This is a genomic window from Stenotrophomonas sp. FR024 (assembly GCF_047500745.2).
Lineage (GTDB): Bacteria > Pseudomonadota > Gammaproteobacteria > Xanthomonadales > Xanthomonadaceae > Stenotrophomonas > Stenotrophomonas maltophilia_A.
Window position 1 is genome coordinate 66,504 of record NZ_JAXAXM020000007.1, and the last position, 15,910, is coordinate 82,413.

At 67.7% G+C, this 15,910-nt stretch carries 13 protein-coding genes and 1 pseudogene; 8 read left to right on the plus strand and 6 right to left on the minus strand.

Annotation, left to right across the window (positions count from 1 at the left end; all coding sequences use genetic code 11):
* Window positions 1-199 precede the first annotated feature (199 nt).
* The 5 genes from cls to ACMZ91_RS09850 all read left to right on the plus strand — a co-directional run bounded on the left by cls (window position 200) and on the right by ACMZ91_RS09850 (window position 6,553).
* On the plus strand, window positions 200-1,618 hold the full coding sequence (gene cls / locus ACMZ91_RS09830) for a cardiolipin synthase (RefSeq protein WP_049462271.1): 1,419 nt from the start codon (window positions 200-202) through the stop codon (window positions 1,616-1,618).
* A gap of 45 nt (window positions 1,619-1,663) precedes the next feature.
* A complete protein-coding gene (locus ACMZ91_RS09835) occupies window positions 1,664-3,085 on the plus strand; it encodes an FAD/NAD(P)-binding protein (protein WP_049462272.1) in 1,422 nt (473 codons plus the stop codon).
* Between the two features lie 9 nt (window positions 3,086-3,094).
* Window positions 3,095-5,287 carry a DNA helicase II gene (gene uvrD, locus ACMZ91_RS09840; protein WP_049462273.1) on the plus strand — a complete coding sequence of 731 codons (2,193 nt, stop codon included), beginning with the start codon at window positions 3,095-3,097 and terminating at the stop codon, window positions 5,285-5,287.
* A gap of 177 nt (window positions 5,288-5,464) precedes the next feature.
* Window positions 5,465-5,791 (plus strand): low molecular weight protein tyrosine phosphatase family protein, encoded by a 327-nt coding sequence (locus ACMZ91_RS09845; protein ID WP_049462274.1) that lies wholly within the window; start codon window positions 5,465-5,467, stop codon window positions 5,789-5,791.
* A 207-nt stretch (window positions 5,792-5,998) separates the two neighbouring features.
* Window positions 5,999-6,553, plus strand: a complete 555-nt coding sequence (locus ACMZ91_RS09850; RefSeq protein WP_049462275.1) for a hypothetical protein — start codon at window positions 5,999-6,001, stop codon at window positions 6,551-6,553.
* Between the two features lie 85 nt (window positions 6,554-6,638).
* Here ACMZ91_RS09850 and ACMZ91_RS09855 read toward each other — a convergent pair whose 3' ends face one another.
* Window positions 6,639-6,785, minus strand: a complete 147-nt coding sequence (locus ACMZ91_RS09855; RefSeq protein ID WP_180862753.1) for a hypothetical protein — start codon at window positions 6,783-6,785, stop codon at window positions 6,639-6,641.
* A 183-nt stretch (window positions 6,786-6,968) separates the two neighbouring features.
* Here ACMZ91_RS09855 and ACMZ91_RS09860 point away from each other — a divergent pair, with 183 nt between their 5' ends.
* The gene (locus ACMZ91_RS09860; RefSeq protein ID WP_005411629.1) at window positions 6,969-7,415 is read left to right on the plus strand and encodes a universal stress protein; all 447 of its coding nucleotides are present in this window, start codon (window positions 6,969-6,971) and stop codon (window positions 7,413-7,415) included.
* Between the two features lie 134 nt (window positions 7,416-7,549).
* On the opposite strand, the gene ACMZ91_RS09865 is transcribed toward ACMZ91_RS09860, so the two are convergent.
* Window positions 7,550-7,834 (minus strand): DUF2782 domain-containing protein, encoded by a 285-nt coding sequence (locus ACMZ91_RS09865; protein ID WP_049462276.1) that lies wholly within the window; start codon window positions 7,832-7,834, stop codon window positions 7,550-7,552.
* 98 nt (window positions 7,835-7,932) lie between these two features.
* Between ACMZ91_RS09865 and polA the strand changes: the two genes are divergently transcribed.
* Entirely contained in the window at window positions 7,933-10,707 is a 2,775-nt protein-coding gene (gene polA, locus ACMZ91_RS09870; RefSeq protein ID WP_049462277.1) for a DNA polymerase I, read from the plus strand.
* Window positions 10,708-11,035: 328 nt separating this feature from the next.
* Window positions 11,036-11,515, plus strand: a complete 480-nt coding sequence (locus tag ACMZ91_RS09875) for a DUF421 domain-containing protein (RefSeq protein ID WP_049462278.1) — start codon at window positions 11,036-11,038, stop codon at window positions 11,513-11,515.
* A 42-nt stretch (window positions 11,516-11,557) separates the two neighbouring features.
* On the opposite strand, the gene hemF is transcribed toward ACMZ91_RS09875, so the two are convergent.
* The 4 genes and pseudogenes from hemF to ACMZ91_RS09895 form a co-directional block, all read right to left on the minus strand.
* Window positions 11,558-12,454 (minus strand): oxygen-dependent coproporphyrinogen oxidase, encoded by an 897-nt coding sequence (hemF, locus tag ACMZ91_RS09880; protein ID WP_149908940.1) that lies wholly within the window; start codon window positions 12,452-12,454, stop codon window positions 11,558-11,560.
* Window positions 12,455-12,508: 54 nt separating this feature from the next.
* Window positions 12,509-14,125, minus strand: a pseudogene (locus ACMZ91_RS09885) (hypothetical protein).
* Window positions 14,126-14,162: 37 nt separating this feature from the next.
* Window positions 14,163-15,284, minus strand: coding sequence for a hypothetical protein (locus ACMZ91_RS09890; RefSeq protein WP_049462281.1), 1,122 nt, complete (start codon window positions 15,282-15,284; stop codon window positions 14,163-14,165).
* A 35-nt stretch (window positions 15,285-15,319) separates the two neighbouring features.
* On the minus strand, window positions 15,320-15,880 hold the full coding sequence (locus ACMZ91_RS09895) for a hypothetical protein (RefSeq protein WP_049398641.1): 561 nt from the start codon (window positions 15,878-15,880) through the stop codon (window positions 15,320-15,322).
* Window positions 15,881-15,910 lie beyond the last annotated feature (30 nt).

Here is a 15,910-nt window from a genome sequence, read left to right on the forward strand (position 1 = left end):
GGGGGGGGGGGGGGGGGGGGGGGGGCGGCGGGGGGGGCCCCCCACTCCCCCGGTAGGTGTCGACCTTGGTCGACACGCTGTCCCCTCACCCGGTAGGTGCCAACCTTGGTTGGCACACGGCTTCAAAGCAGTCGAGCGCGGCTCGACTCTACACACCCCGCTGGGCAGAATGGCCCATCACCTCCCGACGGGCGACGCGATGCTGTTCGAGTGGTTGCTGGGTTCCTACCTGCTGCTGATCGACTGGCTGATCCGGCTGGTCGCGCTGTGCTGGATTCCCACCCGCACCACGCCTGGCGCGGCGCGCAGCTGGCTGCTGCTGGTCGGCTTCGTACCGCTGCTGGGCCTGCCGCTGTATCTGCTCTTCGGCCACCCGTGGCTGTCGCGCGAGCGCATCCGCCGCCAGGCCGAGGCCTCGCAGGTCATCCGCGAGGAACAGGCACTGCAGCATCGCCTGCGCTGGACCCCACAGCCCGACACCGCCAGCGCCGAGATCGTGCCGCTGGTGCAGCGCCAGGGCGATTTCATGCCGGTGCACGGCAACGCCGTCGATCTGCTGACCGACTACGACGAGTCGCTGCACACGCTGATCGCCGACATCGACCAGGCCGAAGACCGCGTGCACCTGCTGTACTACCTGATGTTCGATGACGCGGTCGGCGAGGCCATTGTCGAGGCCTTGCAGCGTGCCGCCGCGCGTGGCGTGCAGTGCCGCGTGCTGCTCGATGCGGTGGGCGCCAAGCGTGGCCTGCGCGCCTATCGCAAGCGCCTGCAGGCGCGCGACATCGAAGTGCGCGCGATGCTGCCCGGTGGCCTGCGCTGGCGCCGCAGCGGGCGCATGGACCTGCGCAACCACCGCAAGATCGCGGTGATCGACAACGAAGTGGCCTATGTCGGTTCGCAGAATCTGGCGGGCCCGCGGTTCGTGCCGGGCCACCCGAACCGCGAGCTGGTGGCGCGCGTGCGCGGCCCGGCGGTGGCGCATCTGGAAGCCGTATTCGCCAGCGACTGGTACATGGAGACCGGCCAGCGCCTGGATGTGATCACCGATGTGCCCGAATGCGGCGACGACATCGCCACCCAGCTGCTGCCCAGCGGCCCGGCCTACCCGTACAGCAACGCGCGCGACGCGGTTGCGGCGCTGATCCACCTCGCACGGCGCCGGCTGGTGATGGTCACCCCGTATTTCGTGCCTGACGAAGCCACGCTCAGCGCGCTGCGCATCGCGGCGTTGTCCGGCGTGGAAGTGCAGCTGATCCTGTCGGCCAGCAACAACCAGCGGCTGACCTCGTGGGCACAGGAGGCCTACTACGACGAGCTGCTGCGCTGTGGCGTGCGCATCGCGCTGTACGAGCCGCAGTTCCTGCACGCCAAGCACATGAGCGTGGATGAGGACATCGCTGTGCTCGGCTCGATCAACATGGATATCCGCTCGTTCGCGCTGAATGCCGAAATCGGCCTGATCTGCTACGACCGCGCGCTGGTGCAGCAGCTGTGCGCGATCGAGGATGGCTACCTGCGTGAAGCGCGGCAGCTGGACCTGCAGCAGTGGCGCAGCCGCCCTACGTGGCGGCGCAGCCGCGAAGGTATTGCACGGCTGGCCGATGCGTTGATGTGAGGCGGCGGCAACCGCCCATTTCGGCAATCCGGCCTGTCATCGCCGATGGCCTACAATCGGCGCATGACTGATTCACCGCGTAATGGCGAACTGGACCTGGCGATCATCGGTGGTGGTGCGGCTGGCGTGCTGGTGGCGATCCAGGTATTGCGCCAGGCCAAGGCGCCGCTGGCGCTGGCCATTTTCGAACCCGCCTCGCAGCTGGCGCAGGGCATCGCCTATGCCACGCCATGGCCGGAGCATCTGCTGAACGTGCCGGCGGCGAAGATGAGTGCGTTTGCCAACCAGCCCGGCGATTTCCTCGACTACCTGATGGCCGCCAATGCCTACCCGGGCGAGGCGCGCGAGGTGCTGGGCGAGCGCTATGTGTGCCGCCACTACTTTGCTGCCTACCTGCAGCAGCGCCTGCAGGAGGCCGCTGCGACCAGCCCGGCACAGCTGCAGGTGATCGCGCAGCCGGTGCTGGGCCTGCAGCCGGATGACCACGGTTACCAGCTGACACTCGGCGATGGCAGCACGCTGCACGCCGCGCAGGCGGTGCTGACCACCGGCAACAGCATGCGACCGCTGCCGGTAGCCGGTGCCGAGGCACTGCCCGCCGATGACGTGATCGAGGCCTGGGACTACGACGGCGTGCGCACCCTGGCCGGCGAGCAGGCCGTGGCCATCGTCGGGTCCGGCCTGAGCATGGCCGACACCGTGTTGGCATTGGTCGCCGCCGGCCACACCGGCCCGCTGCATGTGATCTCGCGCCACGGCCTGCTGCCGTTGCCGCATGCGCACGGGGGGCTGCCCACGTTCGATCCGGCTTTACTGCTGCCGATGAACCTGCGCCAGCGCCTGCGCGCGTTGCGCGGGTTCGCACGCCAGTCACAGGCCGACGGCCTGCCGTGGCAGGGCGTGATGGACCGCATCCGTCCGCACGGGCAGGCGCTGTGGTGCAGCCTCGAAGAGGCCGACCAGCGTCGCTTCCTGCGCCATGTGGTGCGCTATTGGGACGTGCATCGCCACCGCATCGCCGAAGAAGTGGATGCGCAGTTGCAGACGCTGCAGGACAGCGGCCAGCTGCGTATTCACCGGTCCCGCCTGCAACGTGTCTGGCGCGACGGCGATGCGCTGCAGCTGTCGGGCCGCGATGCCTCGGGCAATGAACAGCAGTGGATGATCGGCGGGGTGATCAACGCCACCGGCGTGGAGACCCGCGCCAGCGCACTGCGCAATCCGTTGCTGCAGCAGCTGCAGGCCGATGGGCTGGCACGCCCCGGCCCGCATGGACTGGGGTTGGACAGCACGGTGCCGGGCGATCGCCTGCGTGCCGCCGGTGGCCAGCCGCAGGCACGGCTGGGCGTGCTCGGCAGCCTGCGCATCGGCAGCCTGTGGGAAAGCCTGGCGGTGCCTGAACTGCGTCAGCAGGCGCAGGCACTGGCAACCCAGGTGGTCGCAGGAGCCGCGACGGCGATGCCGTAAAATGGGGGCATGGATGTCTCCCACCTGCTTGATGGCCTGAACCCGGCCCAGCGCGAAGCCGTCTCCGCTCCCCCCGGCCACCACCTGGTGCTGGCCGGTGCCGGTTCCGGCAAGACCCGCGTACTTACCCACCGCATCGCCTGGCTGCATGAAGTCGATGGCGTGCCGACCCACGGCATTTTCGCGGTGACCTTCACCAACAAGGCGGCCGGCGAAATGCGCCACCGCATCGACGCACAGCTGCCCAATGGCAGCCGTGGCATGTGGATCGGCACCTTCCACGGCCTGGCCAACCGCCTGCTGCGCCTGCACTGGCAGGATGCGAAGCTGCCCGAAGGCTTCCAGGTGATGGATTCGGACGACCAGCTGCGGCTGGTCAAGCGCGTGGTGCAGGCGCTGGAACTGGACGACGGCAAGTACCCGGCCAAGCAGATCGCGTGGTGGATCAACGCGCAGAAGGACGAGGGCCGCCGCCCACAGCACATCCAGCCCGAACCGCACGACGCGTGGCTTGAAACCATGCGCCAGGCCTACATCGAGTACCAGGCACGCTGCGACCGCGCCGGCCTGGTCGACTTCGCCGAACTGCTGCTGCGCGCGCACGAACTGCTGCGCGACAACCCGGCGCTGCTGTCGCACTACCGCGCGCGCTTCCGCGAGATCCTGGTAGACGAGTTCCAGGACACCAACGCCATCCAGTACGCCTTCGTGCGCGTGCTGGCCGGCGATTCCGGCCACGTGTTCGTGGTCGGTGACGATGACCAGGCCATCTACGGCTGGCGCGGTGCCAAGGTCGAGAACGTGCAGGGCTTCCTGCGCGACTTCCCGGGTGCGCAGACCATCCGCCTGGAACAGAACTACCGCTCCACGGCCAACATCCTCGGCGCCGCCAACGCGGTCATCGCGCACAACCCGGACCGCATCGGCAAGGAACTGTGGACCGACAGCGGCGACGGCGAGCCGATCGACTTGTACGCGGCGTACAACGAGATGGACGAGGCGCGCTACATCGTCGAGCGCGCGCGCCAGTGGGTGCGAGACGGTGGCAGCTATACCGAAGTGGCCGTGCTCTACCGCAGCAACGCGCAGTCGCGCGCGCTGGAAGAGGCCCTGCTGAGCGAACAGGTGCCGTACCGCGTGTACGGCGGCATGCGTTTCTTCGAGCGCGCCGAAATCAAGGACGCGCTGGCCTACCTGCGCCTGCTGTCCAACCGCAACGATGACGCGGCGTTCGAGCGCGCGGTCAACACGCCGACGCGTGGCATCGGCGATCGCACGCTGGACGAAGTGCGCCGCGAGGCGCGCGCGCAGGGTATTTCGCTGTGGGAAGCGACCATGCTGGTCACCCAGGGCAGCGCGCTGGCTGCACGTGCGCGCAATGCGCTGGCCGGCTTCCTGGTGCTGGTCAACGAGCTGCAGGCGCAGACCCTGCACATGACCCTGGCCGAACGCGTGGACCACGTGCTGGCCCGCTCGCAGCTGCGCGAGCACTGGAGCAAGGAAAGCCGCAACGCGCTGGACTCGGAATCGCGTACCGACAACCTCGACGAACTGGTCTCGGTGGCCTCGCGCTTCGTGCGCCGCGCCGACGACATCGAGGAAGTGGGCGAGAACATGGACGAGCTGGTCGCGTTCCTGGCCTATGCCGCGCTGGAGGCCGGTGAGGGCCAGGCGCAGGCGGGCGAGGACGGCGTGCAGCTGATGACCCTGCACTCGGCCAAGGGCCTGGAGTTTCCGCTGGTGTTCCTGGCCGGCCTGGAAGAAGGCCTGTTCCCCAGCGCACGTTCGCTGGAGGAAAGCGGGCGGCTGGAAGAAGAGCGCCGCCTGGCCTACGTGGGCATCACCCGCGCACGCCAGAAACTGGTGCTGAGCTACGCCGAATCGCGCCGCATCCATGGCCAGGACAACTACAGCCTGCCGTCGCGCTTCCTGCGCGAGATTCCGCGCGAGCTGCTGCACGAAGTGCGCCCGAAGGTGCAGGTCTCGCGCCCGGCCTCGATGGGCGCCAGCCGGGTGATGGGCCACGCCTCGATCGAGGCGCCGCCGCTGAAGCTCGGCGCGCTGGTCACCCATCCCAAGTTCGGCGAAGGCATGGTGACCGACTACGAAGGCAACGGTGCCCACGCCCGCGTGCAGGTCGAGTTTGCCGATGCCGGCAGCAAGTGGCTGGTGATGGCCTACGCCAACCTGACGGTGATCTGATCACCGTCGGGGGGGCGGGAATTCCTGTAGAGCCGAAGGTAGCGGCAGGAGCCGCTGCCAACGTCGCTTGCGACGGCCCGAAGGGTGCCGGTCAGGACGACCGGCATAGCCATGCTCGGCTGCTTGCAGCGGGAAAAGTCAGTCGAGCACGGCTCGACTCTACAAAAGCGAGTATCCATGACCCGCAACGTGCTCTTCCTCTGCAGTCAGAACCGCCTGCGCAGCCCCACCGCCGAGCAGGTATTTGCCGATTGGCCGGGCATCGAGACCGCCTCAGCCGGGTTGCTGGCCGACGCCGAGGAAGTACTCAGCCCCGAGTTGCTGCAGTGGGCCGACCTGGTCTTCGTGATGGAAAGGGCGCACCGCAACCGTCTGTCCAGCCGTTACAAGGCCTGGTTGAATGGCAAGCGGGTGATCTGCCTGGAAATCCCCGACGACTACGACTACATGGACCCGGTGCTGGTGGAGCTGCTCAAGCGCAAGGTGGCGCCGTTCCTGCGTTGACGGGCTGTTGTAGAGCCGAGCCCATGCTCGGCTGCTTCTGGTGGGAAAGGCAGTCGAGCACGGCTCGACTCTACAAAGGCAGTCGAGCGTGGCAATGCCGGTCGTCCTGACCGGCACCCTTCGGGCCGTCGCAAGCGACGTTGGCAGCGGCTCCTGCCGCTACCTTCGACTCTACAATGGGGCCTGACATCTTCCAGGAACGCCCCGATGACCGAACCCACGCTGCACGTCACCGTGAAGTTGAACGCCAAGCTGCAGCCCGAGCATCGCCACGAACTGTTCGAGGATCCGCTCGATGCGCTGCTGCAGGCGGCCCAGGTGGGCGAGCTGACCGGCGGCGGCACCGCGATGTCCGACCTCGGCGAGGTCGAATACGGCGATATCGAAGTGGCGCTGGTCGATGCGGCCGGCGTGCCGAAGCTGATCGACCTGCTGGAGCAGCTGGGCGCGCCGAAGGGTTCGCAGCTGCAGGGTGCGGGCGAGGCCGACCGCAGCTTCGGCGTGACCGAAGGCCTGGGCATCTACCTGGATGGCCTGAACCTGCCGGACGAGGTCTACGAACAGTGCGATTCCAACCACGTGTTCGAGCAGCTGTCGGAGAACATCGATGGCCTGGGCGAGATCTGCAGCTGGTGGCAGGGCCCGACCGAGACCGCGCTGTACATGTATGGCGAATCGTTCGAGGCGATGCGTGATGCGATCGCTGAATTCGTGGCCAGCTATCCGCTGTGCCAGAACGCGCGCGTGGTGCAGATCGCCTGAAGATGGGGGCGCTGTAGAGTCGAGCTTGCTCGACTGCCTTTTGTGAGCAGACGCAGTCGAGCAAGCTCGACTCTACGGCAGCAGGCTATCGGCCGGCTGACTGCCTGGCGTTGTCGCGCTGGGCCAGATCCTTGCCCAGGTAATAGCCGCCGCAGAACAGCACGAAGGCGGCAATGAGGCTCCACAGGATGATCCTGAGGGGGCTTCGTGATGTCGGCTTGCGGTCCTGCATGCGGGTTCTCCCAAGGCGGCGGCGCGCCGCCCACCCAGCTTGCGCTGCGGTGTCCGGGTACGCAAGCCGGCGGTGCGCACACGCCGCTGCGCGGCGCCGGATTGATCCTGCTCAAGGCGCGCCCTGCACATCCGGTGTGCAATGGTGTTGTTCCCATCTGGCAGACCGCCACGGAGCCCCATCATGTACAAGCGCATCCTGATTGCCACCGACGGATCCGAGCTGGCCGACAAGGGCCTGGCGAAGGGCTTGGAGCTGGCCAAGGACCTCAATGCAGAGGTCGATATCGTGACCGTTTCCGAGCCGTGGGCCGTCGGCATGTACGACGCCATGGGCTGGAGCGTGGGCTACATGAACAGCCCTGAGTACAAGGCCGACCGCGAGGAAGGCGCGCAGAAGGTGCTGCAGCCGGCGCTGGCCAAGGCCGCCGAGCAGGGCATTACCGCCAACCCGGTGCACGTACTGGACCGCTACGCGGCCGACGGCATCATTGAGACGGCGGGTGAGCGCAACAGCGACCTGATCGTGATGACCTCGCATGGCCGCCGTGGTGTGACCCGTGTGCTGCTGGGCAGCCAGACCGCTGAAGTGCTGGCACGCAGCACGCTGCCGGTGCTGGTCATCCGCTGATACAAGCGTTCCCGGGGAGGGGACCCGACGCCGGCCGCAGGATGCGCGCCGGCGTCATCTTTTGTAGGGCCGGCAGGGGCCCATCCACGCATGGCGTGGATCTACTGAATCGCAGGGATCCGACCCCGGTCACATCACCAGCTGTACAGCTTCCAGTACACCGGCGACACGCCGTCCTTGTCGTTGTCGAAACGGCCATCGCCGTTCTTGTCGTACATGTAGAACGGGGCACCGCGCGACGGGGTCACCTTGACCATGCGCAGCTGGCCGGACACGCGGTATTCCTCGATGACATCGCCGTTGTCCATGGTGCGCTTGGACACATCCGCGCCCTTGACGTCCACCGGGGGAGCGCCCGCGCCACCCATGCTGGCGCAGCCAGCGAGCAGGAGCAGGGGAGCCAGCATCAGGGTCTTCATCGGCGGGGGCCTTTGCCTGGAAAGAGCCTTGATTATGCCCCATCGCCGCGGCTGTGCCGTGTCGTCGCAGTGCAGGCACGGGCGCGTAGAATCGACCCATGAGCAGATTAGTCCTGATCGACGGGTCCAGTTACCTGTACCGCGCGTTCCACGCGCTGCCGCCCCTGTCCAATGCACAGGGCGAACCCACCGGCGCGCTGTTCGGCGTGGTCAACATGCTGCGCTCGACACTGAAGGAGCGCCCGGCCTACGTGGCGTTCGTGGTCGATGCGCCGGGCAAGACCTTCCGTGATGACCTGTACGACCAGTACAAGGCCAACCGCCCGCCGATGCCCGACGAGCTGCGCAGCCAGGTCGAGCCGATGTGTCGCATCGTCGAGGCGCTGGGCATCAGCATTCTGCGCGTCCCCGGCGTGGAAGCCGACGATGTGATCGGCACGCTGGCCCTCCAGGGCCTGGCGCAGGACCTGAAGGTGACCATTTCCACCGGCGACAAGGACTTCGCCCAGCTGGTGCGCCCGGGCATCGAGCTGGTCAACACCATGACCGGCAGCCGCATGGATTCGGACGCGGCGGTGATGGAGAAATTCGGCGTGCGCGCCGACCAGATCATCGACCTGCTGGCGCTGATGGGCGACGCGGTCGACAACGTGCCGGGCGTCGAGAAGTGCGGGCCGAAGACCGCTGCCAAGTGGCTGGCCGAGTACCAGCACCTGGATGGGGTGATGGCGGCCGCGCCCACCATGAAGGGCAAGATCGGCGAAAACCTGCGCGCGGCGCTGGAGCGTCTGCCGCTGAACCGCGAGCTGGTGACCATCCGCACCGACCTGGCGCTGGACGCCAGCCCGACCACGTTGGCCCTGCGCGAGCAGGACGTGCCGGAGCTGACCGAGCTGTATGCGCGCTACGGCTTCACCCAGGCGCTGAAGGAGCTGGGTGCGCCGGTGCCGGCACCGGTGGCCGCCAGCGAGGCGACCCCGAGCCTGCGCGGCACTGCGGCCGGCTTCGCGCGTGGCAGCGTCGAGGCGCCCGCCGCCGGCACGCTGGATCCGGCACTGTCCGCGCCGGGTGAATACGAGACCGTGCTGAGCGCCGAGCAGCTGCAGGCCTGGGTCGAACGCCTGCAGCAGGCCGACCTGATCAGCTTCGATACCGAAACCGATGCGCTGGACGCGATGCGTGCGCGGCTGGTGGGCATCAGCCTGGCCGTCGAGCCGGGCAGGGCGGCGTACATTCCGGTCGGCCACGATTACCCGGGTGCGCCGGCCCAGCTGCCGATGCAGCAGGTGCTGGACGCACTGCGCCCGGTGCTGCAGGACCCGGCGAAGAAGAAGCTGGGCCAGCACGGCAAGTACGACCTGCACGTGCTGCGCCGCCACGGCGTGCAGGTGCAGAGCTACCACGACGACACCATGCTCGAGAGCTTCGTGCTCAATTCCACCGCCACCCGCCACGACATGGATTCGCTGGCGCTGCGCTACCTGGGCTACAGCACCATCAAGTTCGAGGACGTGGCCGGCAAGGGCGCCAAGCAGATTCCGTTCTCGCAGGTGGGCATCGACGAGGCCAGCCGCTACGCCGCCGAGGACGCCGACATCACCCTGCGCCTGCATCACGCGCTGCAGCCGCAGCTGCTGGCCGAGCCGGCGCTGGACAGCGTTTACCGCGGCATCGAGATGCCGCTGGTGCCGGTGCTGACGAGCATCGAAGCCAACGGCGTGCGGGTCGACACCGACGAACTGCGCCGGCAGAGCCAGGACCTGTCTTCGCGCATGCTGGCCGCGCAGCAGAAAGCCACCGAGCTGGCCGGGCGCAGCTTCAACCTGGATTCGCCCAAGCAGCTGCAGGCGGTGCTGTTCGACGAGTTGAAGCTGCCGGCGGTGGTGAAGACCCCCAAGGGCCAGCCCAGCACCAATGAAGAGGCGCTGGAGGCGATTGCCGACCAGCACGAGCTGCCGCGCGTGATCCTGGAGTACCGCGGGCTGGCCAAGCTGCGCAGCACCTACACCGACAAGCTGCCGGAGATGGTCAACCCGGACACCGGCCGCGTGCATACCAGCTACCACCAGTCCGGTGCCGCCACCGGCCGCCTGTCCTCGTCGGATCCGAACCTGCAGAACATCCCGATCCGCACCGAGGATGGCCGCCGTATCCGCCGCGCGTTCATCGCGCCGGAGGGCTTCCAGCTGCTGGCGGCCGACTATTCGCAGATCGAGCTGCGGATCATGGCCCATCTGTCCGAGGACCCGGGCCTGGTGCGTGCCTTCGAGCAGGGCGCCGACGTGCACCGCGCCACCGCCGCCGAGGTGTTCGGGCGCACGCTGGAGGAAGTGACCCCGAACGAGCGCCGCGCGGCCAAGGCGATCAACTTCGGCCTGATGTACGGCATGAGCGCCTTCGGCTTGGCCCGCAACCTGGGCATCGACCGTGGCCAGGCGCAGGACTACGTGGCGCTGTACTTCAGCCGCTACCCGGGCGTACGTGATTTCATGGAGCGGATGCGCCAGCAGGCCCGCGACCAGGGCTATGTGGAAACCCTGTTCGGCCGCCGCCTGTACCTGAACGACATTCATGCACGTAACCAGGGCCTGCGCGCCGGTGCCGAGCGCGCCGCGATCAACGCGCCGATGCAGGGCACCGCCGCAGACATCATCAAGCGCGCGATGGTGGACGTGGACCAGTGGCTGCGTGACAGCGGCGCACCGGCACGGATGATCCTGCAGGTGCACGATGAACTGGTGTTCGAAACCGAAAGCAGTTTCGTCGAGGAGTTGCGTTTGCAGGTGGTCGAGCGCATGTCGCAAGCGGCCAAACTGCGGGTGCCGCTGGTGGTCGATACCGGCATCGGCAACAACTGGGACGAAGCACACTGAGGGTGTTTCAGGCCGAAAACGACGTGAATTCGTTCATTCGTCAGAGGTTTCTGACTCGATCATGAATGTTGCCCTGATGGAGGTTCATTAAATTGGGCCCCTTCACGAACCGTTAGTGTTCGGAGTGCTTCTATAACTCTCGACAGGCGCAACGCCTGTTGTGGATCTCTCCCATCCCCTGGAGCAGATCTCGGAACGGGGACTCCTCCCCAAGTGCCCGTTCCCCGGCCCCGTTGACCTCCCCCTGGTCAGCGGGGCTTTTTATTTGTGCCGTTGCCAGATGCCGTGGCCTGCGCCACGCTGGGCCACCGCTCCGCAGGGGAAGACAATGCCCGATCTGTTCGCACTGGCCATGCCGTGGTGGGAGTTCATCCTGCGCGCGGTGGTGGTGTATGTCGTGGTGCTGGGCATGGTCCGGCTGGGTGGCAAGCGGGCTCTGGGGCAGATCACGCCCTTCGACGTGCTGCTGATCGTGCTGCTGGGCAACGCGGTGCAGAACGCGCTGTTGGGCACCGACACCTCGCTGGGCGGTGGCCTGCTGCTGGCGGCCACCCTGATCGTGCTGAACTATGGGGTGGGCTGGTTGACCACCCGGAATCGGCGCATGGAGCGGATGATCGAAGGAGAGCCCACCGTGATCGCGCGTGATGGCCGGCTGTTGGAGGGCGTTCTCCGCCGCGAACTGATCAGCCGGGCCGATTTCGATGCCGCGCTGCGCCAGCAGGGCGGCCTGCGGATCGAGGACGTGCAGATCGCGCTGCTGGAGACGACCGGACACATCACGATCATCACGCAGAAGGGCACCTGACTTGTAGCACCGAGCCCAGGCCCGGCGCGACCAGGCTGCCCCTCACAGCCAGTCGCGCGGGACCAGGTAGTCGGCCAGTCGCGATTCTGCGCTGCCGGGTTCAGGCGAGAAGCCGTACTCCCAGCGCACCCGGGGCGGCAGGCTCATCAGGATGCTCTCGCTGCGGCCACCGCTCTGCAGCCCGAACAGGGTGCCGCGGTCGTAGACCAGGTTGAATTCCACGTAGCGGCCGCGGCGGTACAGCTGGAACTCGCGTTCGCGTTCGCCATGGGGTGTGTCCTTGCGCTGCTGCACGATCGGCAGGTAGGCGTCGAGGAAACCATCGCCGACCGCACGCAGATAAGCGAAGTCGCGCTCGAAGTCGCCGTGCAGGTCGTCGAAGAACAGCCCGCCGACGCCGCGCGTTTCATTGCGGTGGCGCAGGAAGAAGTACTCATCACACCAGCGCTTGTGCGCGGCATAGCGTTCGTCGCCGAACGGCGCACACAGATCGCGTGCCACCTGGTGCCAGTGCTGCACGTCCTCGTCGAACGGATAGAACGGGGTCAGGTCGAAGCCGCCGCCGAACCAGCTGGCCACCACTTCGCCGTCGCGCTGCGCCTGGAAGAAGCGCACGTTGGCATGCGTGGTCGGCACGTAGGGGTTGAGCGGGTGGAACACCAGCGACACGCCAGTGGCACGCCAGGAGGCGCCAGCCAGTTCCGGACGGTTGGCCGAGGCCGATGGCGGCAGGCGGCTGCCGGCCACGTCGGAGAAGCCGATGCCGGCCTGCTCGAACACCGCACCGTCGCGCAGCACGCGGGTACGCCCGCCACCGCCCTCGGCACGCTGCCACAGGTCTTCCTGGAAGCGGGCCTGGCCATCGACGGCCTCGATCGCCGCACAGATGCGGTCCTGCAGGTCGGTGAGATAGGCGCGCACGCGCTCGAATTCGTTCATGGCGCGTACTTTACCGCAGGGCCCGCCCGAAGCTGTGGGCAGGCCCTGGCCGGCTCAGCGCTTGCGGTTGGAGTTGCGCGGCGCCGGAGCGTCGTCCACGGCCGCCTCGTCAACCGCCTTCTGCAGAGCACCACCCAGCGTGATCAGCTCCCAGTTCTGGGTGCCGAGCACGTCGCAGGCCACATGCAGGCCGCTGCGGTCGGCCTTGCACAGCTGCTCCAGGGTTGCCCGTGCGTCCAGTTCCGCGCCGTTGCCCTGCGCGGTGACCAGGTTCTCGCACCCTTCGCGCACGCCGGCGCGGCAGACCGTGGTGTAGTGCTCGGCGGCCTGCAGCCAGTTCCCGGACAGCGCAAGGCGGTTGCCGAGAATGTTGCAGCCCTGCAGCTTGCCCTGCGCGCAGCAGGCTTCGGCGCCGCCCTCGTTGGCCAGTGCCAGCGGGCAATCCTGTGGCAGTGGCAGCACCTTGAACTGCTTCGGTGCACTGCAGCGTGTCGGGCCCTCGCCGGTGGGGACGAACACCTGGAAGCGGGTCCAGTTATCCAGCCCCAGCAACTGCCCGCCCGGCAGCGGGCGCAGCACGAAGTCGCCGTCCCGGTCGTGGTGGATGCGGATGTCGCCCGCTTCGACGCGTGCGCGAAGATGGCTGCTCCAGCCAACGCCAACCAGGCCGGCATCGCCGAAGTCCAGCGTGTCCATCAGGCCGCCGTCGGACCGGTAGTTGCCGCAGGGTAATGCAGTTGCGGGCTGCGGTCGCAGCGATGCGCCCACCGCCTGCAACGCCGGCAGGCGCTCGCAGGTGGCGGTGTCATTGCCGGGGGTGCAGGCTGCAGCCAGGGCCTGCACCGCCTGCTGGGGATCTCCCGCGTCCCAGGACAGCTCAGCCACGCGGGTGCAGAAGCCGCCGTGCGCTACCTCGCGGCACAACCGCAACAACTGTTGCCGCCGCTCAGCTGGAATGATCACCGGCACGGTCGGCGCCGTCATCGTCACCATGGCTTCGGTCATGGCGGCCGTCATCGCGGCCTTGACCAGCTGCTCCTGCACTGCCGGGTCGGCCTCGAGTGCGGCGGCACACGCCGGGGTTCCCTCTTCGAAGCCACCGTTGTCACAGGCGGCGGGGAGTTTGATGCCGGACAAGGCGGCGTCGAGCGCTGCCTTTGCCAGGGCGGGATCGGCCTCGACCGTGGGTTTGGCTTCCTCGTGCCAACGATCGGCCAGTTGCAGGCACATGCCGGGCACGCCTTCCCGGCACCCTGCTTCCAGCGCGGCCGGGGTCGCTTCGCGACGGTTGTCCAGGCACGCGGCCGCATCGGCCAGTCAGCTGCCATCAGCCGGCGTGGCGGCTGCGGCGCACTGTGCGGGGGCCTGCAGGAGGTAGACCGTGCCATCCACCTCGACCGTGCGGCCACGATCGCGCACCTGCAGCGCACTGGGCAGGCCGTACTCCAGGTTCACCAGCTGCAGCTTTCCGTCGATCTGCTGGAACGCGACCGGAGACGGCGCACTGCCGAAGTGCTTCTGCTCGCCGCGGTTCGGTGAGCTGATGCGCAGCGTGCCGCTGCCTTCGTCGGCCTTGAACAGGCCGCATTGTGGTGACTGTGCGGCGGCCATCGGCGCGGCCAGCAGCAGGGCCCAGGCCAGCCAGCGGCGGCGCGGTGCGGGTGAATGCATGTCGTCTCCTTGACGATCGAACGGGAAGCTCCTGGCGCTACGGCGAACCCTGGCCCTCGCGCGGGGGCGTGCATTGTGCCGCGTCGCGCAGTGGCCGGTAACGCTGGTAGCCGGTCTGGGTATCCATGCCGAGCAGGTCGCCGTTGCCGAGCTGGCGCAGCACAAGGGTTTCGCCGTTCTGCTGCAGCTGGACGGCGCCTTCATGCAGGCGGGCATGCGCGCCATCACCGAAGTCGAGCATGTCGATCACGCCACCGTCGGCCTGGTAACGGCCGCACGGCACCTGCTGCAGCGGAACCAGGCGCAGGTCGGTGCCGAGTTCACGCAGCGGTGCAGTACGTTCGCAGGCACTGACGCGGCCCGCATCGCAGACCACCTGCAGGGCCTGCACTGCCAACGCAGGTTCCAGCGCGTTCAATTGCTGCGCGGCCACTTCCACGCAGAAGCGGCCACTGCGGTGCTGCAGGCACAGTTGCTGCAGCTGATCGCGTGCAGCGGCCGGAAGCGGCGAATCCAGCGTGTCTTCGTCTTCCTGCTGCAGGCGTTGATTCACCCGCTGCATGGCGGCAGCCAATGCATCATTGGTCAGCGCCTCGCAGGCCTGCGGGTCATGCCCGGGCGTGTGTTCGCGGCAGGCAGGTGGGCGATCAAAGCCCGTGGCACCGACGTCGTCGGTGGCCTTTGCTGGGCTGCCATCCCGCAGTTGTCGCAGCAGCGCCGAGCAGCCCGCGCCAACGCCTTCGCTGCACGCGCGCTGGGCCTGGCTGGGCGAAGCCGCGGGCAGCTTCGCAATGCAGTGGCTGCCGGCGGCGCGGCAGCTGCCGGCAATCGCGCTGGGCTCGCTGGCGCAGTCCCGGGACTGGCGCAGCGTGTAGACCACCACAACCTCGTCTTCGATGCGCTGCCCATCGGCACTGATCCGGACCGGCAGCGCCACGCCATCGTCGAGCATGACCAGGCGGGCCTGCGCCGCACTGCGATCGACCCACAGCGGCTCCGGCTCGCTGCCGTCGTCGTGGCGGTAGCCGGTGCTGGGTGATGTGAACACCAGCGCCATGCCGCCTTCGGTGCTGCGGTATTCGCCACAGCGCAGCGCATCGGCGGCGGCAGGCAGCGCGGCGAACAGCAGCAGCGCGGGGAGACGGGTCAGCAAGCGCATGCGACGGTCCTTGTCGTGCGGGAAAGGGGTGTGGCTCAGTGGAAGCGCGAGCGGATGTCTGGTCGCAGCAGGCGCCAGGCCAGCCAGCCCTGCAGGCCGAGGAGTACGAATGACATGGCCACCATGGTCAGCGTGATCAACCAGCGCTTCAGATGGAGTTCCTGTTGCAGGACGGCGTCGTCGGAGAGAAACGGGATGACGTCGCGCATGAACACGTCCAGCCACCCGGCGATCGCAAAGTTGGTCAATGCACTCATCAGCAGGATGGCCACAAAGCTCCACAGGCCCCAGCTGCGCTCGCGCAGCAGTCCCCAGCTGGCCAGCGTCGAGGCAAGGCACAGCAGTGCGACGATCATCGACGCGGCCACCGGATGCGCCAGAAGCCAGATCAGGCTGTGCAGGTGCTGGAGTTGTACTTCCCTCTCAACCAGGTGCCAGATCGGAAGGTTGTGCAGCGGCCACAGCAGCAGTCCCTGCATCACGAAGTAGACCGTGAGCAGCAGTGACAGCCAGAACGAGGCGTGTGCGATCGGGCGCACCCAGGCGTGATAGGTCGGTTGGACCAGCGAAGGAATCGGCGGGATCGACATTGACATCCGGTGTCCTTGCAATCGGTGCCGGCGCGC